At 32.9% G+C, this 22524-nt stretch carries 21 protein-coding genes and 1 tRNA gene; 4 read left to right on the forward strand and 18 right to left on the reverse strand.

The annotated features are described in order from the left end of the window. Window positions 1-48: 48 nt before the first annotated feature. The 4 genes from ruvA to lpxK all read right to left on the reverse strand — a co-directional run bounded on the left by ruvA (window position 49) and on the right by lpxK (window position 4058). Window positions 49-633: a Holliday junction branch migration protein RuvA gene (gene ruvA, locus HNS40_RS03620; RefSeq protein ID WP_172277762.1), complete on the reverse strand. Its 585-nt coding sequence runs from the start codon at window positions 631-633 to the stop codon at window positions 49-51. Between the two features lie 200 nt (window positions 634-833). Beyond that, the gene (locus tag HNS40_RS03625; protein WP_172277764.1) at window positions 834-2510 is read right to left on the reverse strand and encodes a PspC domain-containing protein; all 1677 of its coding nucleotides are present in this window, start codon (window positions 2508-2510) and stop codon (window positions 834-836) included. A gap of 11 nt (window positions 2511-2521) precedes the next feature. Further along, a complete protein-coding gene (locus HNS40_RS03630) occupies window positions 2522-2854 on the reverse strand; it encodes a PadR family transcriptional regulator (protein WP_172277766.1) in 333 nt (110 codons plus the stop codon). A 160-nt stretch (window positions 2855-3014) separates the two neighbouring features. Next, the gene (gene lpxK / locus HNS40_RS03635) at window positions 3015-4058 is read right to left on the reverse strand and encodes a tetraacyldisaccharide 4'-kinase (protein WP_172277768.1); all 1044 of its coding nucleotides are present in this window, start codon (window positions 4056-4058) and stop codon (window positions 3015-3017) included. 158 nt (window positions 4059-4216) lie between these two features. Here lpxK and HNS40_RS03640 point away from each other — a divergent pair, with 158 nt between their 5' ends. The 3 genes from HNS40_RS03640 to HNS40_RS03650 all read left to right on the forward strand — a co-directional run bounded on the left by HNS40_RS03640 (window position 4217) and on the right by HNS40_RS03650 (window position 8272). Further along, entirely contained in the window at window positions 4217-5314 is a 1098-nt protein-coding gene (locus tag HNS40_RS03640) for a Nif3-like dinuclear metal center hexameric protein (protein ID WP_253916228.1), read from the forward strand. 21 nt (window positions 5315-5335) lie between these two features. Beyond that, window positions 5336-6142, forward strand: a complete 807-nt coding sequence (locus HNS40_RS03645) for a zinc ribbon domain-containing protein (RefSeq protein ID WP_172277770.1) — start codon at window positions 5336-5338, stop codon at window positions 6140-6142. A 165-nt stretch (window positions 6143-6307) separates the two neighbouring features. Beyond that, window positions 6308-8272, forward strand: a complete 1965-nt coding sequence (locus HNS40_RS03650) for a M1 family aminopeptidase (protein WP_172277772.1) — start codon at window positions 6308-6310, stop codon at window positions 8270-8272. 71 nt (window positions 8273-8343) lie between these two features. Here the strand turns inward: HNS40_RS03650 and HNS40_RS03655 are convergent, their stop codons facing one another. After that, window positions 8344-9636 (reverse strand): adenylosuccinate synthase, encoded by a 1293-nt coding sequence (locus HNS40_RS03655; protein ID WP_172277774.1) that lies wholly within the window; start codon window positions 9634-9636, stop codon window positions 8344-8346. Window positions 9637-9872: 236 nt separating this feature from the next. Between HNS40_RS03655 and HNS40_RS03660 the strand changes: the two genes are divergently transcribed. Then, window positions 9873-9946 (forward strand) — tRNA-Ala (locus tag HNS40_RS03660). Window positions 9947-10696: 750 nt separating this feature from the next. On the opposite strand, the gene HNS40_RS03665 is transcribed toward HNS40_RS03660, so the two are convergent. From HNS40_RS03665 to HNS40_RS03725, 13 genes are all read right to left on the reverse strand, one after another. Continuing rightward, complete coding sequence (locus tag HNS40_RS03665; RefSeq protein WP_172277776.1) at window positions 10697-11965, reverse strand: hypothetical protein; 1269 nt, start codon at window positions 11963-11965, stop codon at window positions 10697-10699. Continuing rightward, window positions 11962-12330, reverse strand: a complete 369-nt coding sequence (locus tag HNS40_RS03670; RefSeq protein ID WP_172277778.1) for a hypothetical protein — start codon at window positions 12328-12330, stop codon at window positions 11962-11964. Before HNS40_RS03670 ends, HNS40_RS03665 begins: the two co-directional genes overlap by 4 nt. Window positions 12331-12596: 266 nt before the next feature. Beyond that, complete coding sequence (locus HNS40_RS03675; protein WP_172277780.1) at window positions 12597-13166, reverse strand: tyrosine-type recombinase/integrase; 570 nt, start codon at window positions 13164-13166, stop codon at window positions 12597-12599. A 194-nt stretch (window positions 13167-13360) separates the two neighbouring features. Next, window positions 13361-13663 (reverse strand): hypothetical protein, encoded by a 303-nt coding sequence (locus HNS40_RS03680; protein WP_172277782.1) that lies wholly within the window; start codon window positions 13661-13663, stop codon window positions 13361-13363. Between the two features lie 64 nt (window positions 13664-13727). Then, window positions 13728-14018 carry a hypothetical protein gene (locus HNS40_RS03685; protein ID WP_172277784.1) on the reverse strand — a complete coding sequence of 97 codons (291 nt, stop codon included), beginning with the start codon at window positions 14016-14018 and terminating at the stop codon, window positions 13728-13730. Window positions 14019-14046: 28 nt separating this feature from the next. Next, window positions 14047-14313 (reverse strand): hypothetical protein, encoded by a 267-nt coding sequence (locus HNS40_RS03690; RefSeq protein ID WP_172277786.1) that lies wholly within the window; start codon window positions 14311-14313, stop codon window positions 14047-14049. A gap of 13 nt (window positions 14314-14326) precedes the next feature. Further along, on the reverse strand, window positions 14327-14914 hold the full coding sequence (locus HNS40_RS03695) for a hypothetical protein (RefSeq protein ID WP_172277788.1): 588 nt from the start codon (window positions 14912-14914) through the stop codon (window positions 14327-14329). A gap of 157 nt (window positions 14915-15071) precedes the next feature. Further along, entirely contained in the window at window positions 15072-16214 is a 1143-nt protein-coding gene (locus tag HNS40_RS03700) for a site-specific DNA-methyltransferase (protein ID WP_172277791.1), read from the reverse strand. A gap of 177 nt (window positions 16215-16391) precedes the next feature. Then, window positions 16392-16838 carry a hypothetical protein gene (locus HNS40_RS03705; protein ID WP_172277793.1) on the reverse strand — a complete coding sequence of 149 codons (447 nt, stop codon included), beginning with the start codon at window positions 16836-16838 and terminating at the stop codon, window positions 16392-16394. Window positions 16839-16850: 12 nt separating this feature from the next. Continuing rightward, the gene (locus HNS40_RS03710; protein WP_172277795.1) at window positions 16851-17792 is read right to left on the reverse strand and encodes a hypothetical protein; all 942 of its coding nucleotides are present in this window, start codon (window positions 17790-17792) and stop codon (window positions 16851-16853) included. Window positions 17793-17920: 128 nt separating this feature from the next. Next, entirely contained in the window at window positions 17921-19924 is a 2004-nt protein-coding gene (locus tag HNS40_RS03715) for a M1 family aminopeptidase (protein ID WP_172277797.1), read from the reverse strand. Window positions 19925-19974: 50 nt separating this feature from the next. Further along, on the reverse strand, window positions 19975-21312 hold the full coding sequence (locus tag HNS40_RS03720; protein ID WP_172277799.1) for a T9SS type A sorting domain-containing protein: 1338 nt from the start codon (window positions 21310-21312) through the stop codon (window positions 19975-19977). Between the two features lie 216 nt (window positions 21313-21528). After that, window positions 21529-22521 (reverse strand): alpha/beta fold hydrolase, encoded by a 993-nt coding sequence (locus HNS40_RS03725; protein ID WP_172277801.1) that lies wholly within the window; start codon window positions 22519-22521, stop codon window positions 21529-21531. Window positions 22522-22524 lie beyond the last annotated feature (3 nt).

Consider the following 22524-nt stretch of genomic DNA (forward strand, 5'->3'; position numbering starts at 1 on the left):
TTGCTAAATGGTATTGCTACCTTTAGTTCATCATTAACACTTTATTTTCTATAAAACCTTAAGGCTCGCCTTAATCAAATCTTCCACCTTATCAATCTCAGGATTTGAAGTAAAGACTTTCTTTAAACCTTTTTCAGCCATTTGCTTAGAGAAACCTAGGGCTATCAATGCAGATAACGCTTCTTCTTTAAAGGTATTGTGTTGGAATGGTAAATTATCGCCATCGGTTACCAATTTATCTAGTTTGTCTTTTAAATCGACAATGATTCTTTGTGCACCTTTCGCTCCAATTCCCTTTACGGCTTTTAATGCGGCCACGTTTCCGGTATCTATAGCTTCATAAACTTCATCAGAAGTCATCGAAGACAAAATCATTCTTCCTGTGCTCGGACCAACACCAGAAACGCTAATTAATTTCCTAAAAACTTCTCTTTCGTAAGTATCAAAAAAGCCAAATAAGGTTTGGGCATCCTCTCTAACTATAAAGTGAATAAAAAGCTTTACGCTTTCCTCTTTTCCTATACGGGAAAATGTGTTTAAAGAAATGTTTACGTAATATCCTACACCTGAGCAATCTATGACGGCATAGGCGGGATTCTTCTCAACTAATTTACCTTGTATATATTCGTACATCTTTTTAAAGCTGATTCAATCGCCAAAAGTACAAATATTCCTGAATTGAGTATGGAAGTATCAGATTTTGATGAAAATATCTTATGGTTCTAAATAGAGTTGTTGTTTGCGGCTGAAAATGAAAAAACCGACTCGGTATGAAAGTCGGCTTTTTATAGTAAATTGATGATCTTTATATTGTTTTATTTTCTCCTAGCTTCTTACTCTATTTCTTCTTGTGCTTCTTTTTTATTGGCCACCGGTAGTGCTGGCTCGACTTCCTTTTCAATGGATTCTTCTTCTACTTTAGCCTCCTCAAAATTCCCAGAATTTAATATCCAATAGGAATCTTTAGTTCTATGATTATAGAGGTTTCTTTGCCATTGGTAATCCATTTTAAAATGCCTTCTGATATTATTATCTATCATAATAGATTTCCCTTCAGGCACATATAGTTTTAATGTGATTTCTTGGCTTCTCCATTTAGAACTTTCGCCTAATTTGAAATACGGGTCCAGTAATAAACCTGTTGAATCAATAGTAAAATGATAGTAAGTATTTTCTATATTGATATTAGCCTGTTCTTCATTTTTCCCATTTGAGCTTTTGTATAGCTTCAGGGCGAAACTATTTTTATCATTTTCAATAATTTCTAATCTGGGTTCTCCATAAATTTCATCATCATGAAGGATGGGATGGTTATTATCTTGTGAAACCACAGTTTTGTTATCACTAGATAGTATATTTTGATAGTAAGAATTGGTATTTAATCTGATATTTAGTGTGTCGGATTGTACTTCTTCAAAATCGTATTTTGTGATTTTTATAGCATCTTTATGATAAGCTCTAATGGTAGTATAACTCATCCCTAAAGAAACAATGAGTGCCACAACCCAGGCCTGCCATGCTATGGTTCCAACCATTTTGTTTCTTTTTAAGTTAAATAGGAATCTAATTCCATGAAATACCATCATAATAATTGGAATGAGGACTAAAACTGTTAGTGCTGTTAGAGTGATGGAAGCATATTCATTAGCAATAATGAATTTGCTCATAAAAGCAGGGAAAGACATTCCTTGGATAAAGAAACCCTCGAATTCTAGTTCAGGAACTAGATTAAGATATAGAATTCCAAAACCAACTAATAATCCAGCACCATAAATGAATAGAATTAGTCCCAAAATGAATTTTAATATTCTGAGAATGATTCGTCCGAAGGCTTTAACAAAGGTTTCTATTTTTTGAAGTCCAATTTTGCGAGCCGGGCCTGTTTTATGATAGACTCCCATGGCTTCTTCTGAAAAATCAGAAAGACGATCTTTTAAATATTCTGTTTCTTCTTTTACTTTGCTTTCAATGTTTTTCACATTCACTTTTTTGCCTTCCATGCGGATGCGGTCACTTGTACTCGCAGCTTCAGGCATAAGTAGCCAAAGGCCTAAATAAATTAAAATGCCTATACCACCAGTGGTTACTAAAATCACAAAGATAATTCTGATAATAACAGGATCTAGATTGAAATATTTTCCTAAACCCGATGCAACTCCAGCTACATGTGCATTAATGGGATCGCGAAATAAATGTTTCTTGAATTTGTTGAAATGACTGTTTGGCTCAAAAGGCTCATCAGAACTATCTTCTTCCATTTCGTAGGGCTGTCCCATGATTTTCATGATATCATCCACGTCTTCCATGGTGATCACTGAAATCTGCTCTGGGGTTCTTTCCTTAAATAGCTCCGCGATTCTGGCTTCTATGTCGGCCACAATTTCATCGCCACCATCCTCTTTTTTAAAGTGAGCATTTAGTTTCTTAAAATACTGGGTTAATTTTTCGTAAGCGTTTTCATTAATATTAAAAACCCACCCGCTTATATTTATTGTTAATGTCTTTTCCATCTTGATATCGTTTAATGTTTTACAGATATGATTTTGTCGACTGCAGTGGTGAGTTCATCCCAACTGCTTTTCAGCATGATGAGCGAGGATTCGCCCAATTCAGTTAGCTGATAATATTTTCGTGGTGGGCCCGAGGTAGACTCTTCCCATCTATATTGGAGGAGTCCGTCGTTTTTTAAGCGAGTAAGTAATGGGTAGAGCGTTCCCTCTACCACAATCAGGTCAGAGCTTTTTAGTTTGTCAATAATGTCAGATGCATAGGCGTCTTTTTCGGCTATAATAGCAAGTGTGCATAGCTCTAAAACACCTTTTCGCATCTGTGCTTTTGTTTTCTCAATGTTCATTATACTTTTGTTTTCATGGGTAAAATTATAATACTATGCGATGCAAAGATAGTATAAAAACACAGTACTATGCAATACAAAGTACTAAAATATTTGGATATGACGCACTAGATGTTGTGTAAGGTATTGAAAAACAAAAATTAAAGGAGTAGTAAAAAGATTAAAAAATATTCTGTATGCTATCCATTAGCACTTTTTCATCCCCATTATGGAAGACCACATGGATAGGGATATAGAAAAGGGGACATGATTTTAGTACATCTTTATGTTCCGAAGTGGATAGTCTTTGAGCATCTTTTTCGGTTGTTACAATGAGTTTGTTTTTACTAAAAACATCGGTGTATGTTTTGTGAATGAGTTCAATATCTTTTTTAGTATAATTATGATGATCGGCAAAACTTAAAACAATGAGTTCGTTACAAAACCTTTTTAAGTAATCTTGAAGCGGGTAGGAGTTTGCAATTCCTTCAAATAATAGAATAGTAGATACTGTTGGCTCCTTCTTGAGTTTATTACCTTGATTAAAACTTATGAAACCATCATATTCTATTTTGGAGAATAGGAGTTTTTGATGGTCTTTAAGTTTGAGTTCATCTTCGAATCTTCTGCGGGTAATTGGTGATAAAACAACAGGGGTTTTAGTGATTACAATAATATCTGCTCTTTTTGCACCTCTTCTAAATTCTCTCAATTGACCGCTAGGAACTACATGGTCTATCTTATAAACATTATGAAAATCAGAGAGCATGATATTGAGATCGCGGTGGATAAATCTGTGCTGATAAGCATCATCCAAAATCAAAAGTTCTGTTTCCGGATGGGTTTGCAAAAGTTTTTTAGCTCCTCTGTTTCTATTCCCATCTACTGCCACTTTGATATTTTCAAATTTATGATAATATTGCAAAGGTTCGTCCCCTATGGTATTGGCATCTGATTCGGAATTGGCAATGACATAACCTTTTGTTTTTCTGCCATAGCCTCTTGAAAGTGTTGCTAATTGATATTTGTCATTAAGTTGAGAAATGAGAAACTCAACATGTGGAGTTTTTCCAGTTCCTCCCATACTTAAATTTCCAACCGAGATAATAGGAACCTGATGTTTTGTCACACGAAATACACCCCAATCGAAAAGTAAATTTCGAATGAAGGTGATTGTCCCATAAATTAGGGATAGTGGTAAAAGCAAGATTCTTAAGATAAACACATCACAAATTTAAGTTTAAGTATTACGGATCTCAAGTTTTTTATACGTGATTTTATAAGAAAAGTTCTTCTTATATTTTTTATAAAAATTAAGACATAAAAAAGATTCAAAACCATACCTTTGTGATGTTAAAGTCTTCGCGTTTTTTATAGATAAATATGATGAAATTAAACCAGTTACTTGGAGCTCTCAATAGGTGGGCCCCTTTTACATTGCAAGAATCCTATGATAATTCCGGCTTGTTAGTTGGAGATCCAAGCCAAGAAATTGAAAAGATCTTGATAAGTTTAGATATAACAGAAGAAATCATTGAGGAGGCTATTCAAGGAGATTTTGACTTAATTATTAGTCATCACCCTGTAATATTTAAGGGTTTAAAAAGTTTGACAGGTAAAACTCCAGAAGAACGAGTGGTGATGAAGGCTATTAAACACGATATTGCTATTATGGCGATTCATACCAATCTTGATAATGTTATGCATGGAGTAAATGCAAAGATTGCCGAAAAATTAGGGATTCAGAATTTCAAGATATTACTTTCTCAAAAAGGATCACTGAAAAAGCTAGCTGTGTATATTCCTAAGTTACATTTAGAAGAGGTAAGACAAGCTATTTTTCAAGCTGGAGCTGGCCATATTGGTAATTATGAGAATTGTAGTTTTGGTACAGAAGGAACAGGAACTTTCAAAGGAAATAAAAACAGTAATCCTTTTGTTGGAAAAGTAGGTCAGTTACATGATGAAGCAGAGGTGAAATTTGAAACCATTTTTCCGGCACATATACAAGGGGAAGTGATTTCGGCACTATTGAAAAGCCATCCATACGAAGAAGTAGCTTATGATATTTATCAATTAGAAAATAAAAATGATAGTATAGGTGCAGGGATTATTGGTGAATTACCAGAAGAAATGGAAGAGGGGGTATTTTTATCTTTATTAAAAGAAAAAATGGATGTTGGTTGTGTTAGGCATACTTCTTTAAGGCAAAAACCAATTAAGAAAGTGGCGCTATGTGGTGGTTCAGGGAGCTTTTTAATTGGTGCGGCAAAGGCTTCACATGCCGATATATATATCAGTGGGGACATTAAATATCATGAGTTTTTTGAAGCCAATGAGCAATTTATAATTGCTGATATTGGGCATTATGAAAGTGAACAATTTACTAAAGTTTTGATAGCTGATTTTCTTATTGAAAATTTTCCTAAATTTGCAGTCCAAATTTCGGAGCATCAGACAAATCCGATAAATTACTTTTAGCAATAGAATAAACATTATCATATGGCAAGGAAAAAAAAGGTAGTTGAAGTTGAAGAACCAGTTGTAATTCAACATACCAAAACTGAGGAAGAAATTAAGAATGAACAAAGACTTACCGCTTTGTATTCATTACAATTAATTGATTCGCAAGTTGACAAGATTAAAATTGTAAGAGGTGAACTTCCTTTAGAGGTTGAAGATTTAGAGGATGAGATAGCAGGTTTAGAAACTCGTGTTGATAAATTTGTTCAAGAAACTGAGGATTTAGAAAGACTAATCTCTGAGAAAAACGGTGCTATTGTAGATAGCCAAGCGCTAATCAAGAAGTATGAAGAACAGCAAATGAATGTTCGCAATAATCGTGAATATGATAGTTTGTCTAAAGAGATGGAATTTCAGAATCTTGAAATCCAATTGGCAGAGAAAAGAATTAAAGAGTTTACTGTTGAATTAGATTCGAAAAAAGCCAGTATTGAGCAGGCTTCTGCTAAGCTTACCGAACGTCGTACTGATTTAGAAGTAAAAAAATCAGAGCTTGACGATATTATTAAGGAAACTCGTGTTGAAGAAGAAGAACTAATGATTAAGTCAGAGAAGTTTGAAGAAATCATTGACCCCAGACTTTTAAAAGCTTATAAGAGAATTCGTGGAAATGCTCGTAATGGACTTTCTGTTGTTCCAATTGAAAGAGATTCTTGCGGTGGATGTTATAATAAAATCCCACCTCAACATCAAATGGAAATTAAAATGAGTAAAAAGATTATCGTTTGTGAGTATTGTGGACGTATCTTAATTGATTTTGATTTAGCTGAGTCTATACAATTATAATAGATTCATTTTAAAATATATAATGCTGTTGAACTTTGTTTTGACAGCATTTTTCTTGCCTAAGAAATTCTTATCGTTGCCGAAAACCATTTGCTTAACATATTTTTAGTAAATGACACTGTCAATTCTTGTATCTTTAGGCCATAAATTTTACACACAACATCCATGAAAAAATCTTTACTATTTGTTTTGACGGCATTGGCTATGTTCTCCTTTGCCCAGGTTCCGTATAACCAGAATATTGATCAAAAATGTAGTCACCAACATCATTTTGAACAAAGCTTTAAATCGACCAATGATGTTACTCATGTAGCAGATCTGTACGATATGCATTTTGTGCATCTGGATTTAAACGTAGAAAGTACCAGTACTGCTGTTGGAGGTTCTGCTCATATGCTTGCCAAAGTTTCATCTCCAAATTTAGACACTATTTATTTAGAATTAAACGAAGCCTTAACCATAGATTCTATGCGCTTTAATGGTGAGTTGGTTAGTCCAACTTTTGTAGATTCCGAAATATTTTTGGTGGTTGAAGAAATGGTAGAAGGTGATGATATTGATTTGATCACTTATTATCACGGAGATTCTTCTTCTGGAGGAGGTTTCTTCAGTGGTATTTCCTCAGAATATAATAATTCCTATGGTAAATATGTGACCTGGACTTTATCTGAACCTTTTTCTGCCCGTGACTGGTGGCCAGTACGTCAAAATCTTAATGATAAAATTGATTCAGTTTACCAAGACTATACTTGTTCAAGTTCGGAAATGGTAGGAACAAATGGCCTTTTGACCGAGGTAATAGAAAATGGAGGCTTGACAAAAACATATAAATGGAAAACAAACTATCCAATTTCGTATTATTTAATGTCATTTTCAGTTTCTGAATATCAAGAGTATAATGTGTATGCTAAACCTATTCAATTAGATGGTGATTCCGTGTTAATACAGAATTTTATTTATGATCATCCAAATTGTTTGCCCAATAATCAGAATAATATTAATAGATCATCCGAGATTATGGAGCTTTTATCTGAGCTTTATGGTTTGTATCCCTTCCATGAAGAAAAGTATGGAAATTGTTTAGCTGAAATAGGTGGAGGTATGGAGCATCAAACCATGACGACTATTGGAAGTTTTGAGTTTGGCTTGAATACTCATGAAATGGCACACCAATGGTATGGAGATAATATTACTTGTGCAACTTGGAGTGATATTTGGATTAATGAGGGATTCGCAAGTTATTCAGAGTATTTGGGAGACCAATATCTGAATAGTCAAGGAACTGCTAATTCCTGGATGAGCTCAGCACATAATAATATTATGCAACAGCCAAATGGAAGTGTTTATGTACCAGAAAACGAAGTGTATTATGGCAATGAATGGCGTATATTTGATGGTCGTTTAACCTATAAAAAAGGAGCGGCTATTATTCATTCTCTTCGCTATTTAATTGATGATGATGAACTTTTCTTTGGAGCACTTCAGGACTATACAGAACAATACACAGACCAAATAGCATCAGGAATCGATTTTAAAAATTCTGTATCTGAATTTACAGGAGTAGATTTAGATTCTTATTTTGAGCAGTGGTATTTTGGAGAAGGATATCCAACTTATAGTGTTGAATATTATTATAATGATGCAGGTATGCATTTAACAATAAGTCATACTGCCTCTGCTTCTTTTTCAACTCCATACTTTGATTTACCATTAGAAGTGAAATTAAATTTTGGAGCCGGACAAGATACTATTATAAAGATTCCTATCACCAGTAACCTTGTCTCTTATCAAACAGAAATTTCTCAGCCAGTCATTCAAGTTGTCGTAGATCCTGATAATTGGATTATCAATAAGGTAGGTTCTGTTACAGTAGGAACTTCGGAATTGCAAAATGAACTTGGTTTAGTTGTTGGTCCGAACCCTGTAAAAGATGAATTACAGATTTTATTTAATGAGGAGTCTAATCAGGTTAAAGAAATCAGTCTTTTAGATTTAAGCGGACGAGAGATTCAGCATATGAGTACTACAAGCAATTTGAGTATGGATGTAGCTGACTTGCCAGCAGGAACTTATTTAGTAAGTGTTAATGATGGTCAATCCATAGTAACACGAAAAGTGTTGAAGCGATAGTGTTTCAATTAAACACAAAAAATCCCGAATTCAATTGAATTCGGGATTTTTTTATGTCTTATTACGAGAACTTATTCTCTAATAATAGTTTGAGTTCGATCTGGTCCAACAGAAACGATAGTCACAGGTACTTCTGTTTCTTTCTCAACAAAAGCTATGTAGGTCATTAACTCTTCAGGGATATCTTCTATCTTCTCAACTTTGGTGATGTCTTGTTTCCAGCCTTTGTGAATAGAATATTCAGGCTTTAAATTGTCATCATTAATTTCGAATGGGAAGTAGTCTAATTCTTCTTCTCCATAGATGTATTTTTCTCCTACTTTGATATGGTCAAAATCATCCATCACATCAGCCTTTGTAATCACCAAATCAGTAACGCCATTCAGCATAATGGCATATTTAAGTGCAGGCAAGTCTAACCAGCCACAACGGCGAGCTCTACCAGTAGTACTTCCAAACTCATGACCATTATCTCTTAAGGCTTCTCCATCGGCATCGAAAAGTTCAGTAGGGAAGGGGCCGCTGCCCACTCTGGTACAATAAGCTTTAAAAACTCCATAAACTCGACCAATTTTTTGAGGCGCAATACCTAATCCAGAACAAACGCTGCTGGCAATAGTATTACTAGAAGTAACAAATGGATAAGAACCAAACTCCACATCTAGCATAGTACCTTGAGCGCCTTCTGCTAAAACTCGTTCACCATTCTTCAATGCCTTATTAATATAATGCTCCGAATCTATTAAATTCATAGCTTTAAGAGTCTCAGTCGTAGCCATCCACTTTTCTTCATATTCTGGGAAAGGCAACCCATCGATTAAAAACTCATTAGTATCAAATTTATAGCTTTCAACAATCGTTAAATGCTGTTCTCTCTTCTTGTTGTATTTTTCTTGGAAGTTACCACAAGTCAAATCACCAACTCTTAAACCAGTACGGCTAATTTTGTCGGTATAACAAGGGCCAATACCTTTTAAGGTAGAACCAATTTTTAATGCACCTTTCGATTTTTCATAAACAGCATCTAATAACCTATGAGAAGGAAGAATTAAATGAGCCTTTTTAGAAACAAAAAGGTTTTTCTCAGGTTTTACATTCGATAGTCTTAATTTTTGAATCTCTTTATCAAAAATATAAGGGTCTATAATGACCCCGTTTCCAATAATATTTTTGGTGGTTTCATGAAAGATTCCTGATGGAATAGTATGTAAAACGTGTTTTTCACCATTGAACTCTAAGGTGTGACCAGCATTTGGTCCGCCTTGAAATCGTGCAATGATATCATAGTCTGGTGTAAAAACATCAACAATTTTCCCTTTTCCTTCGTCTCCCCATTGAAGCCCTAATAATACATCAACCTTCATTTTAATATGCTGTTTTTATGATCAAAATATCTATAAATAAAGAAAGCAATTTCGTCCCCAGAATATTGCTTTTCTTGTTTTATTAACTTGACAAAGATACATTTAATTGCAGCGAACTATGCAAAAAAAATGCATGAAATAATAAATTTCTAAAAATACTTGACTAGATTGGATTATTGCTTATTTTTGCACTCGCAATATTTAGAATTTTAGTCTAAATAAGTTCATATTGTATTGGGGGATTAGCTCAGTTGGCTAGAGCGTTTGACTGGCAGTCAAAAGGTCAGCGGTTCGATTCCGCTATTCTCCACTTGTAAAATACAGATTGTCAAGGCTTTGCGAATTGCGAAGCCTTTTTTTATTTTCTGGAGTGCCCTTCTGGAGTGCCCTTTTTGAAAAAATTGAAACCAAATAACCGAAAGATTTATCTTCCCCCATAGAAACAATCTTTTGAAAATTCTAATATACCTTATTAAGGAAGTTGAGCCTCACTGATAAGTGGGGCTTTTATTTTTGTCAATATTGACTTCTTTAGATTTGATAAATCGTGTTCATAGGCCATCGGAATATGATACGAAGAATAGTGATAAATACGGAGTTTAAAGGATTCGAGTCAGCTCAAAGAAGTTAACAGGAATACAAATTATAAATATCATTAGAAAGAATCAGATTGAAAACTCAAAGTGGAAAAGCCAGTCACATTGATCACCCTGTGCCGATCATATTGACCACCCTTCAATTTCACCAATAAAAGTTTTCATAACATGATCAATTAATGATTCAGATTAATTTGTTTTCTTGCTCCCTAGATCTTAATGAAACTCAAGTACAGGATTAAGCTGGGGATTTGAACCTTCTGTTTTAGGGTGGTCAATTTCTTTGGCAGACATGGTCAGTTAAAACTGGCTTTGGGTGATCAGTCTAAATCGGCAAGGGGTGGTCCAGTCTAGCGGTTTTTCCAATCATCTACTATATTTAGATGAAACAAGGTTAGTTTTTCATTCTGAAGTTCTATTTTACTTCTCAATTATATAATGAGATCTCATATTTATTATTTCTGTTATTTATCAAAAACCCTAAATCCATTTTTAACCATTTCCTTGGCAATTTCTCGTTTGTCAATATAGTGCTTTGAGGTAGTTCTATAGTTGCTATGCTGCATTGAAATCTTTCTATTGACAAACAGATCTTCTCTTGTGATATAGGTTTGTCTTAAATGCTTCAGCTGTCTGGTATACTTTCGTTTCAGTTTTTTGAAAAAGAAGGTGAAATATCTGCTGGCATAGGTTTCAAGGGTGACTCTATTCTCGATTTCAGGAGCAATAATGTAATCACTGCCATCTTTATTTGTTTCTAAACTGAGTTCGTTCAAAAGTTCAAGAAGTTCTTCTCCAACTGGAACGAATGAATATTGGTAATCCTTCTTATCAAAGTTATTTTGCTGTTTATTGATTTTAATGTTTGGACTTTGAATATAGATAGGCACATCATCTTCAAAATGAATCATATTCCATTTCATTGCAAAAAGCTCAGCATTCCTTCTTCCGCTGAAAGCTTTTAATTTGGTTAAATCCTTTAACCAAGGTCTGTACATATTTCTTTTAGTCTTACCAGTTTGTAAAATAGCATCCTCAGAGTTAATTACGGATAATAAATCAAAGAAATCTTTTTTTGAAATGCTTATATCAGTTGGTTTCTCAGATTTTAGATTCACTTTCTTCCATACATTTCTCAGTTTGTAATCTTCATTGTCAATTAAGTAATTAAAGAAGGTGCGCATAGCTTTTACCTTCCCATTGTATGTATAATTACTTCCATTCTTTTTCTCGAGAAACTCACAGTATTTACCGACAACAGAATCATTGATGGATTCTAATTTGTATGTATTTAGTTTTGCTCCTTTTTTCACAATAAAACCGACAAATTCTTTCAAGAAGGTTATTGTGCTTTTTATATAAGATTGTTCAAGGTGTTTCTTCATATGATGGGGAGTGCCTTCATCTTGTAAGTAATCTATATACATTGCTATTCCATCTTTCAATAATTGAGGTTTGAGCTTTTTATCAGATTGCTGATATAACACTGGATTCTTCACTTGTTCTTTGAAGTCAATAAACTCTTTGACAGCTTCATTATAGTCTCGTGCCTTTAAGATTTTAGTTTTTCTATCATATCCTGAGTTGGGTATCCTGACTATAGCTTTATAAACTTGCTTATTGATTGGATGCTTGCATTTATTACCTTTGTTCTTGTGATGAATGCTTAAGTTGCATTGATTACAATATACGGTTAGTCCTGGAAAATATTTGTATTCTAAACTAGTCTTCATTTGAATTTATTTAGAAAATCACTACTCGCTTTACTTTTTGGCTGATACCTTTTTGATCTTGAAATTTCTTTGTGATTCATGTCTGCAATATGTAGTTTGTTCTCTTTGCATAATTCATACATTTTCAACCAATCTTTTCCATATTTTGATTTGTATCTATTAATAATAGGTCTGTTATATGCTAAATCGAATTCAGCGTCAATGACAAATTTACCAGAACAATCTTGATAAATTTCTACTTTGTTTTTCTCACACCATGAGCACGCACTCCTGATGTCTTTTTTATTGATCCGTTTCATAATCTCTTTAAAATATATTCTTGCTAAAGGATTTTGCTCTCCATTGTTTTGGATTATTTTTCTCATATTTTTCTTTTTAGTTAAAATCATTTGTTAGTCTCTCACTTTATGAATAAGCATTAAAATATATAGTCGAGAGAAAAGTAAAAGTTTGAATTTTTTTAATTTTGATTTGCATTTTTTCAGTTTGTAGCCAAATAATGCAAATCTGTATATTCTCATTTTGGTGAGAATGGGGGAAGGGTAATGATAGAGCAATAAAAAGGAAAAGGACAGGAATTAATTTTGTCAATATTGACAATAATAGATTTTCGAAGAAAAAGATGAATTTATTATTCAAGTTCCAAATAAATATTTCGAATTGTTTCCTGACGTATACCTAAATATCTGCGGGTTATTGCCAAATTGCTATGGCTAAGAATGTCGGATAATAGGACAAGGGCATATTCAGATTCTCCTAATTGTGAATATATCCGTCTTGCAAAGCTTTTTCTTAAACTGTGTGAACTGATTTGAAGTTTCTTTGAATTGAAGATTTTCTTTAGAATTACATTTATAGATTGTGTCCGATAAACGGTGCCTTTCTGTGAAATGAAAATGAAATCATCTTCATCATATCTGAAATAAATCTTATCTAGTTTCTCAACCAATTTTTTATAAGCTTTCTTCACCACATTATTTAAAGTAATTTCTCTGACTTTTTTTGTTTTCATCTCCTTTAGTATAATTCTATCACCATGCAGATCTGAATGTTTAATTCTTAAGGTGTCACTAATTCTTGTACCCACATTTATTGAAAAAATGATGTAAAACCCCAGAATGCATTTTTTATCATCATTTAGTAATTTCAAGCCTTTGTTCAAGGCAATATCATATTCGATATAGTCCGATTGTTTATTCATATTTAGAAATTTAAGTTTAGGCTAATTTAAGGAGGAAATGTTTAATAACCTCCTTATCTACAGGGTAATAAGTATTTATTTTGATGACTGCATTGGGGATTTAGCCTAAGCCATTATGGACCTGGGTGATAAGGAAAAAATCTTTTATAAGAACATTTATGAACTTTATTTTTGGTTGAAGGATTTCATTTTGCTTATTTATTATTCTGAATTGATTTATTAATTTGTTGGATTTTTCTTTTTCTTCTTTCAGAAATATCATTATAAAAAACTTTGGTATTTCCGTGCATCCGTTTATCAGAAGAGATATTTGTGTAACAGACATAGGCTATATTTAACTCTTTCATATAATCAAATACCACTTTACCTTCATAAGATGTATAATTGCAATTGTCAGGATAAGGTGTTATGCCGAGAATAGCCCAAGTTATTAATTTCTCAGTCTTTATTAGAATGTCAATATCATTTCTAATTTGTTGTTTTATTGTTGGTTTCATTTAATCTTGTTTTTGAGTTATATTTAATTTTTTCATATTCTCTGTTTTTGATAAATGATATTACTTAATCAATATCAAAAAAATCTGAATCTGCACTTTTAAATGGTGTATAATCATCTAAATCAAAGAAATCTACATCATCATAATTGAGGTCTATTTCATCTTTTACTGGCTTGTAGAAATTAAACATTCCAATAAAGTTTAAATCTGAATCATAATGTTCTTCTCCAATTCGACCACAGCTACAGCTCCATCTTCTAAAAGTCTCACCATCTTCAGTGCAAATTGGTTCATATTGATGTGGTAATAATGGTAATAGACATATACACTCATTCTTTTTATTTCCTTCTTTCATCGTTTTTTATTTTATTTTTAATCACTTCTTAATCTAATATTCTTAATACATTTCTATATTCGTTATAGATGTCTTGTCCAGTATCTACAAAGTTTTGAATTGCTCCAACATAGTAGAACCCAAATCCATCTAAGTTGATTTGTTGATCTAGTAGCTTAACAAAAGCTGGATTCTTAATAGTTATGAACCCGTAATAACAGGTTTGATAAGTCTTTGATCCATTTGCATGTAGTGTGTCCTTTAGCTTAGGAGGATTAACATTAAATACAGGTGTAGAATTTTTTCGATTTTTCATCTTATTATTATTTTTAAATTATTATTTTACTCTTAGTTGTTTTTAAATTGTCTATTTCACAATACCCTTTTGTTTTTAAAGCTTCTTTATATTGAGAACCTGCTTTAGTTCTTTTCTTGGAGTACTCAATCTTCAGACTTTCAATAGGGATACTATATCTATAGAGAAGACTATAGCATCCATTATGAATGGTATGAGTATCTAGTTTTGTTTCTGCATACAGTTTATCATTGATAGTTTTCAATATGTGTATGTCTCTCATCTTGTAATTATTAGGATGAGATGGTTTATCATTAAGAATGCATCTACTATTAGACTTGTTTATTTTTAGTGGAAGCTCTTCTTTCAAATCAATCTTATTGTTATCTAATAAGTGTTGTAGAATCATTAGAATAGCATATCTATTTGCTTTTACTATGTATTCTTTGTTCTGAAAAACTGCTCTGGTGATTTTTAAACCGAGTATTTTTGAATTAAGACTAGTTGGTTTATCTAATACAAACTTGTCTTTCGAATTAATGATTTTCTGTTCTTTCTTCAGTTCTATTACTGATTTGCTTTTGCTCTTATTGAGACTTCTTTTTTCTAATGTATTATTCATTTTTTTTATTTAAAATTTGACAATAAGAGTCTGGTACAACATTTTCTACATGTGTAGAAAGTGAAGTTCACTCTGTAATTTTTATTTATTTTGGTTGAAAAAGTAAGATGTAATAGCTGCGCAGCTTAATGAGAGGTCTCATTACATCATACTTGATTTATGCGGCTTTATTAGCTTGAGAATTGTTGCTATTATATGTTTTTATAGCATCTTCAAATCGGTTAACTTGTAGTTGATTATGATTTTGATTCAATTCATATGCTATTGTCTTGCGACCTAGTAGAAGCGCTACTGCTGATGTAGTCCCAGAACCTGAGAACAAATCAAGTACAGTGTCACCTGGTTTTGTCGTTTGAAGTATCGGAAGAATTGGCAATTCTTTTGGGAATGGTGCTGGATGATTTGTTCCGCCATATTTTTTTACTTCAGCTTGTGTAGCGGCAGCTGTTTTTACAACATCAAAAGTCCAATAGTCTTCTAATTTCTTACCATCTTTTAAGCCTCCAATAATAACTTTTGCATTGTCTGATAGGCATTTTCTTCCATTTTTTCGTGCTGAAGTACTCACGGTTATTGATTGGTTTTTCAACGGAGTCAATACTTCATTATAGTAGTAATTCTTAGATTTTACTAGATGAAAGATGTATTCATATGAAGAAGTCAGGTTGTCTCTCGTTGAAAATGGTAAAGCTTTTTTGTGCCAAATGATAGAATTACGAATAATCCATCCTTTTTTCTGCAATTCTAGAGCTACTCTAGTTGGGATTAATTGAAGACATTTGTTTTTATAAGAATCTCCGATATTCAAAAAGAAACTTCCATCATTTTTGAGGACACGATACGAACTATCAAGGTGTGTAACTAAGTTTTGCACATACTCTTCACTAGTTTTCTCAGCACCAAGTTCATTTGAATCATTTGTGTATGTTCTTTTCATCCAATAAGGTGGAGATGTCATGATGCAATTAACGCTTTCATTTTCTAAATTAAAAAGGTCATCTGATGATTTATTAAATATTTTGTAATAGTCATTAGATATAGTTGTAGGTAGAGTAGAAGAAATATTTCTAATTTTTTCATTCTCTTCATTTTTCTTTAATGCTTGATGGGCTTGATTAATAGTTAACTTACCTTTGTCAATCTCATCAATAAATTCAGGCATAACTTTATCAATATATTCAAGCTTTGTCAGATTACCTGTTGATATGTTCACTTTCTCTGCAACTTTAGCTCTCGTATTGGAAAAGCCAGTCACATTGATCACCCTGTGCCAATCTGATTGACCACCCCTCAGTTTCACCGAGAAAAGTTTTCATTACATTATCAATTAGTTATTCAAATTAATTTGTTTATTTGTTCCCTAGCTCCTATAGCAACTCAAATGCAGGATTAAGCAGGGTAGGTGAGTGTTCTTTTTTAGGGTGGTCAGTTTGCTCCGGCGAACATGGTCACTTTAGTCCGGCCTGGGGTGGTCAGTTTAAATCGGCCAAGGGTGGTCAACTTCAGCGTTTTTTCCAATATTGCCCACAGGGAGCCAATCATCCATGTTGCCAAAAGCAGATCTAGTAAACTTAAATGGGTCAATTACTATGAAACCCTTAATCTCAATTAACACTATATACCTTTTTCCTCCAAATCTATTTAAAAGCCTTGATTTTAAACATAGCGCTTTTTGATTTTTAAGGACAAGAGCCATAGATTCATCTTTGGATAGCTTATCTGAATATGTAAATCTTTGAATTAATGCTTTTGAACGTACTATTTGAGAACCATCGTTCACGGTGAAATACAAGACATCATTTATGTTTAATTCTCCATAAGGATATTTCCGACCCATAGCACCTCTTATAATCATTGTTTTTTCACCTGCTAATAAATGATGTAGTTCATTATCTTTATAGTCTAAATATACAATGTGATCCATTATTTCTTCATTTTATTGATTTTTATTATTAATTCCTAACAAATCATTAATTGAATTATGTCTTCGATTTAGTAACCAAACTATAATCATTCCAAATATAAAATTAGTTGAAAGCCCTTCAAGAATGTGACTCAGACGTACACTAGCTATTGGCATTAATGGGTTTTCTAAAATCAGACCTGACATTTGAGGTATAGTAAATAAGAGACCTACAAGAATTGCCGTCCACCATTTATTAACATTAGAGCCACGTATAATTGGAAGTGCGCATAGAGTCCATAAAATAGCACGTATTGCTTGAAACGGGATCAACCCAGCATTACTCTTAAGAGTCGCTGCAGTATGTTCCCAGAATGGTAGGATATCCCCTGGACTTCCATAGAAAGCGCGTAAATCTGCATTCTGCCAGGCAATAAAGTATCCCGCACTCCAGTACAATAATATATATATAATTGCTATAATAGTTAATTTCCATATCCATTGTTTGACAGGAATAATTGCTAGTGACTTAGTTTCTGCAATTTTTTTGTTTTTACCTTTACCAAGGATCAAAATTACTAGTGGTATATATATAAAAGCTATTGGTAAACCCATTATGAATAGATGAGGTAATAGTTTTGGGTCAAATGTAACATTTGACATGAAATACCAAGTTTCAATTTGGGTTAAAAATGTTACTGCACCGTAATATGCTGTCCCCATTAGGAGGGCTAATTTCCATCCATTCCATCGTGAAGTAAGAATTAAACCGATCACAAGAGACATATTGATTATGCCGAAAAATAAAAACCCGATGTTTTCACTGACTAGCCCCGGTTCTGAATTATTATCAGGTAACATCCCAGAAATTGCAATTGTTCCAATAATGAAAAATGTATAAAATAACAGTAATAATAATATACCTATTGCTATTAAACTTAAAAATCCTTTTATATTCATTTTTTTTTGATCCATATTAGTAGTATTTAATCTGTTAGATTTTCAATATTGTTAAGATTTAGCTGAATAAATTACAATAAATATTTGCACTGTTTTGTGTAACCTGAAATAGATAAAAGCTTCATGCTTTTCTTTCTAGTTCCCTACCATTTTAATGGTTCACCTAATGAAAAAGGAATAACCAATCGTTCTTCCACCCAATTTTTATCAATTTTTATATTGTATTGAGGATTCGTATAGGAATCTTCATCCCAAATTTCAAGCGCCTTTTTATAACTAGCTATCGCTGCTGATCGATTATTTTGGATGTCCTGCAAATGTCCTAACCAACAATAGGAGATAAACTGATTTTCTTTTTGGTCATATAAAGAAGCATTTCTAAATGCATATTCAGATTGAGAATAATAACCTCCATCAAATAATGTCATTCCTAATTGATACCAATGCTGCCCTATATCTTCTTTTTCCAATAAACAAGCATTTCGGAATACACGATAAGCTTTTTCACCTGCTCCAATGTAGGATAGGGATTGAATATCTGAAATTACTTTTTCGATTCTTGGTTCTGGTGGACTTACAATGTTGGCAAGATAACCACTAGGGTCAATTGTAGCTCCAACTATTGGGCTACTACTTTTAAATTCAACTAAACATTTTCGAGATAATCGGTTGCTCATTTTTACTTGAAATGAACCATCCGTGAAGCTAGCATATATTGGGATAGGCATTATCATATCACCTTCATTATAGACACTTACCGTCGAGAAATAGGTTTCTTCCTTCTTTTCCCATTTAGTATCACCAATAATTACTGAAATATAATTATTGCTTCGTACCCAGGGATCAAAAAACCAATCTAACTTTTCACCGCTTTGTCTTTCGCATATTTTTTGGAATTCTTTGTATCCCATTTGTTTTCCACCGAAATCCTTTAGAGCATCTTTATATGCTTCTTGAAATGTTTCCTTTCCCAAAGCCATTTCCAATGCACTGATAAAAGCAAAGCCTTTGGAATGGATAACATAATTATTTCTATCGAATTTCAACTCTAATTCCTCTTCAGGCCGAAGATCAAAAATAGTATTATAGCCTTTTCTAATACCCTGCAAATATTGCTCTGCCCATCCACGATGCCTGAGATCACTTAATCCAATATATTGTGAAAATTCCCGATCGGCATAGATGCCCAATGCTATCCAGATCCATGATGGATCATCACCATCTAGAACATATTCTCCCCAGTATTGATGACCAATTTCATGAGCTGTGATCCATCGCCAGTGCCTTTCGGATGCTTTGTTAAAAAACTGCATTCCATGAATTACCACCATACCTGATGCAAAAGGGTAACCTCCCCAAATGCCTGAGCCCCCTGGGATAATATTCAAAAATGAATACGGATATATGCCACATAACTCTATATAAAAAGGAATGACCTCTCTGGCAGATTGTAGTGCAAGTTCTGCCACAAGCAATCCGTTTTCTGGATATATAACCCGGACTAAGACACCATTTACTTTTTCTTCAAGAACCTGGCATTTTTTCGAAAAGAAGAATCCAAAGTTCTTTGTATTATCGTTTTCATAATAGCCTGAAGTCTTATTATATCTACCGCTAACAGCAATTTTATAATCGGGTAATTTATTCAATTTTATCTTGTATGCCTCTGATTTAGGGATACCATCCCACCATAAACGCGGAATAAGATTCTGATGTTGAAATTCATCTGGATTTATATCGGTATACAAACGACGCTTAAAATGCACCTTCAAACTTATCGAATCATTTACATCTATAGGTTTATCAAGGATAAAATAGACAGGATTATTTAAGCTCTTTTTGCCATCGTTGCTAAGGGTTTTCAACTCTGATCCATCCTGTCTTAATTGTATTAACTGGTGATCATTTATAGCATAGTCAAATGCAATTATATGAATGGCTCGTTTGCCATCATTTTTAAACTCCAACTTGCCTTGACCAGTTAAAATACCTGATTGGAAATCGAAATCAAGATCCATTGAATAGATTGTCTTAGGTATGATGTTTGGTACATAGTAAGTTTCCTGGCTAAATATTCTCTCGTTTTGAAATAAAACTAACAAGAATACTACCATTGCAAATAAATTGTAATAATGATTTGTTTTCATGGTTTCAAATTATTTTGTTATTTGTATTTATTTCCTAGAACAATTTCTACTTACTTTGAAATGATCAGTTTCTTGGTTTGAGTGGAAAAAGGTGTTGTAATTTTAAGTAGGTAAGATCCCTTTTTTAGGCTTTTCAAATCCAACTCGAAACTATTAGTTTTTGTAGAAAAGGTTTTTTTCAGTTGTGATCTTCCAAGATTATCAAAAAGTTCAATTCTCATTTTAGATAGAGTGATTTTCTCAAAGATGACATATACATTCTCAATTGCTGGATTTGGAAACACTTGGAATTTAAAGTTTGCTTCCTGATTGAATAGAGTTGAATTACTTGTAATAAGAAAATCTTCGTATTCTTCCATATTCATATCGATATAGGAATTACTGTCCATATTCCAAGTTTGTATAATACGTTGCACAAGATTGTTGTTTTCGTATTCCAGTGTATTCTTTTCTCCAGTATCCATAATCCATGAATTATTTTCCCAGATTTCTATTTTGGATTCAACTAGATTCAGGTATTCATCATAAGTTTCTGTTTCCAGCTGAAAATTTTCATATGCTGATCCGTCGTAAATTTCATATAACCTTTCATAGCCTCCCAAATCATCATAGGCTGTTTCGAATCTGCCAAAATAGACCCATTCGTTATTCCACATGTTTATTTCCGCCGTTTCTATTTTGTCTTCTTCGTAATTGCCAGTATAAGATTCAAAAGTAAGGTCAGTTAATTTCTGAAAGTAGACGAGTTCACCTGTTTCAAAATCAGTAGTAGAAAAGTTCATCTCCTGTAGAACATTTGAACCATCGTAAATGAAATCAATTTGCACCTCGATTTTCATTCCCATAAGACCCATAAAGCTATAATATTGGCTGATTTGATTATTCTCAAAGTTCATTTCCTCAAAGAAAGTAGTATCCCAAGTATCTACATTGTAACTTTCAATGAGTTCTAATGTTTTATAACCATTGGAATTGTATGTAATATTTGATCGTTGAAAATTTACCCACGTATCATCTTGCCAAGCATTTGTTATTTTTTGAGTCAGTTTTCCCTGCGAGTTATAAATTAGAGAGTCTTTTATACTATTTGTATTATCTGGAACATTAGTTTCCAAAGAATAAATTAGATTGTTATTGTAGTCATATGTATGATTTGTATTGTAAATATACAACCAAGAATTATTGTCATTTGTATATTTTTTCACCAGTCTAGGTAGATCGGGTTGTTGATATAGTTGATTGGACCATCCTTGTTTTTGAAATTTTGTAATTGTCTTAAAATTCGTTTTAATAATCTCATTTGGCATTAGGTTTTGAGCTTTTGTTATTGTTCCTAAAATAAGAATTCCAGTAATTAAAAATGGAAAAATTAGTGCTTTTCTGATCATGATTTATTTTTTAATTGATAGTAATTATGATTGGTTTATTTTTTTAACTGAGGGCTAATCTATAATTAGTTTTTTCAAATTTTTCTAATGGTTATTTTTCTGATTTGGTGTAGTTAAGAGAGCGTAACTATCAGATATTAAGTATTTGTATCTAATTATTTTATTTATTTAATACTATTTTCGTCACAAAGCATAATACCTTGTTTTTTTATTCTTCTAGAAGTTTTTTAACAAGGTTTTTATTGCTTTTATGACAATTTCTGGTTGTTCAATATGGATATTGTGTCCACTTTTTTCTGCAATCCAAACTTGACTATTCAGTGATAGAGCTGAAATATTCTCTTGTGATTTTTTCCATTCTTCTTCTGCTATTATGGAATCTTGTGGTAAAAGCCCAGAAAAAATATCAGGAATACCATGCCTTATCACTTTAGAAGGAATTGTATTTAAAAATCCAAATTGTTTGACTTGTTTATCACTTAATAAAATGTTTTCGGCTTCGCTAATATTTGCATTAAAGTATTTGGGTTGAAAACAGATTTGAGTTGGGTAGTCTGGTAATTTTTCTTGGAACGAAACTGGTATCATATCCTTTCCTATCAACCTTGTAATTCCTATTTTTGATAGGAATAGAAATAATTTAAGTTGTTCTGTTTGACCATTTCCAATTTCGTTCAGAACTGGCAAGTCCAACATATTATCTGGACGAGGGTCAAGAAATATAAGCCCATAAACTTCATTGGGATATAAATTTGCAAATATTCTAATAGTATGGCCACCATATGAATGACCGATTAACAGAAAGGGTGGCTCTTCGCCATTTTTTAAAAGTACTTCGTGCAATTCTTTAGCAGATTCCAAAGATGTCCGGGGTTTATTAGAAATATCACTCCACCCATAGCCAGGTCTATCCCAAGAGCAGGTTCTAATAAAGCTAGTTGCTTCATTCTGAATTAACTGCCAATCTACTGAACACATCCCTCCCCCAGCTTCAAGAACAACAGTAGGGAGTGTGTCATTTTTTTCTCCTGTTGAGTAAATATGTATGTTTGCATTGTTTACTTCTATCATTTTGCCTGGTGCAGGGAAATGGGTTAAATCATCTCTGGATTTGATTACTTCATTTATTAAACTATACCCTATCAAGATTATAAGAAGAGAAAAAGGGATTAGTAAAATGAATAATAAAAATTTCTTAATTTTTTTCATATT

It is taken from the genome of Lentimicrobium sp. S6 (genome assembly GCF_013166635.1).
Classification (GTDB): Bacteria; Bacteroidota; Bacteroidia; order Bacteroidales; family UBA12170; genus UBA12170.

Excerpts from the sequence above, each read along its gene's own strand:
- ruvA (WP_172277762.1), bottom strand. The coding sequence starts at position 633 with ATGTACGAATATATACAAGGTAAATTAGTTGAGAAGAATCCCGCCTAT.
- HNS40_RS03625 (WP_172277764.1), bottom strand. The coding sequence starts at position 2,510 with ATGGAAAAGACATTAACAATAAATATAAGCGGGTGGGTTTTTAATATT.
- HNS40_RS03630 (WP_172277766.1), bottom strand. The coding sequence starts at position 2,854 with ATGAACATTGAGAAAACAAAAGCACAGATGCGAAAAGGTGTTTTAGAG.
- HNS40_RS03640 (WP_253916228.1), top strand. The coding sequence starts at position 4,217 with ATGATGAAATTAAACCAGTTACTTGGAGCTCTCAATAGGTGGGCCCCT.
- HNS40_RS03645 (WP_172277770.1), top strand. The coding sequence starts at position 5,336 with ATGGCAAGGAAAAAAAAGGTAGTTGAAGTTGAAGAACCAGTTGTAATT.
- HNS40_RS03650 (WP_172277772.1), top strand. The coding sequence starts at position 6,308 with ATGAAAAAATCTTTACTATTTGTTTTGACGGCATTGGCTATGTTCTCC.
- HNS40_RS03655 (WP_172277774.1), bottom strand. The coding sequence starts at position 9,636 with ATGAAGGTTGATGTATTATTAGGGCTTCAATGGGGAGACGAAGGAAAA.
- HNS40_RS03665 (WP_172277776.1), bottom strand. The coding sequence starts at position 11,965 with ATGAAGACTAGTTTAGAATACAAATATTTTCCAGGACTAACCGTATAT.
- HNS40_RS03670 (WP_172277778.1), bottom strand. The coding sequence starts at position 12,330 with ATGAGAAAAATAATCCAAAACAATGGAGAGCAAAATCCTTTAGCAAGA.
- HNS40_RS03675 (WP_172277780.1), bottom strand. The coding sequence starts at position 13,166 with ATGAATAAACAATCGGACTATATCGAATATGATATTGCCTTGAACAAA.
- HNS40_RS03680 (WP_172277782.1), bottom strand. The coding sequence starts at position 13,663 with ATGAAACCAACAATAAAACAACAAATTAGAAATGATATTGACATTCTA.
- HNS40_RS03685 (WP_172277784.1), bottom strand. The coding sequence starts at position 14,018 with ATGAAAGAAGGAAATAAAAAGAATGAGTGTATATGTCTATTACCATTA.
- HNS40_RS03690 (WP_172277786.1), bottom strand. The coding sequence starts at position 14,313 with ATGAAAAATCGAAAAAATTCTACACCTGTATTTAATGTTAATCCTCCT.
- HNS40_RS03695 (WP_172277788.1), bottom strand. The coding sequence starts at position 14,914 with ATGAATAATACATTAGAAAAAAGAAGTCTCAATAAGAGCAAAAGCAAA.
- HNS40_RS03705 (WP_172277793.1), bottom strand. The coding sequence starts at position 16,838 with ATGGATCACATTGTATATTTAGACTATAAAGATAATGAACTACATCAT.
- HNS40_RS03710 (WP_172277795.1), bottom strand. The coding sequence starts at position 17,792 with ATGGATCAAAAAAAAATGAATATAAAAGGATTTTTAAGTTTAATAGCA.
- HNS40_RS03715 (WP_172277797.1), bottom strand. The coding sequence starts at position 19,924 with ATGAAAACAAATCATTATTACAATTTATTTGCAATGGTAGTATTCTTG.
- HNS40_RS03720 (WP_172277799.1), bottom strand. The coding sequence starts at position 21,312 with ATGATCAGAAAAGCACTAATTTTTCCATTTTTAATTACTGGAATTCTT.
- HNS40_RS03725 (WP_172277801.1), bottom strand. The coding sequence starts at position 22,521 with ATGAAAAAAATTAAGAAATTTTTATTATTCATTTTACTAATCCCTTTT.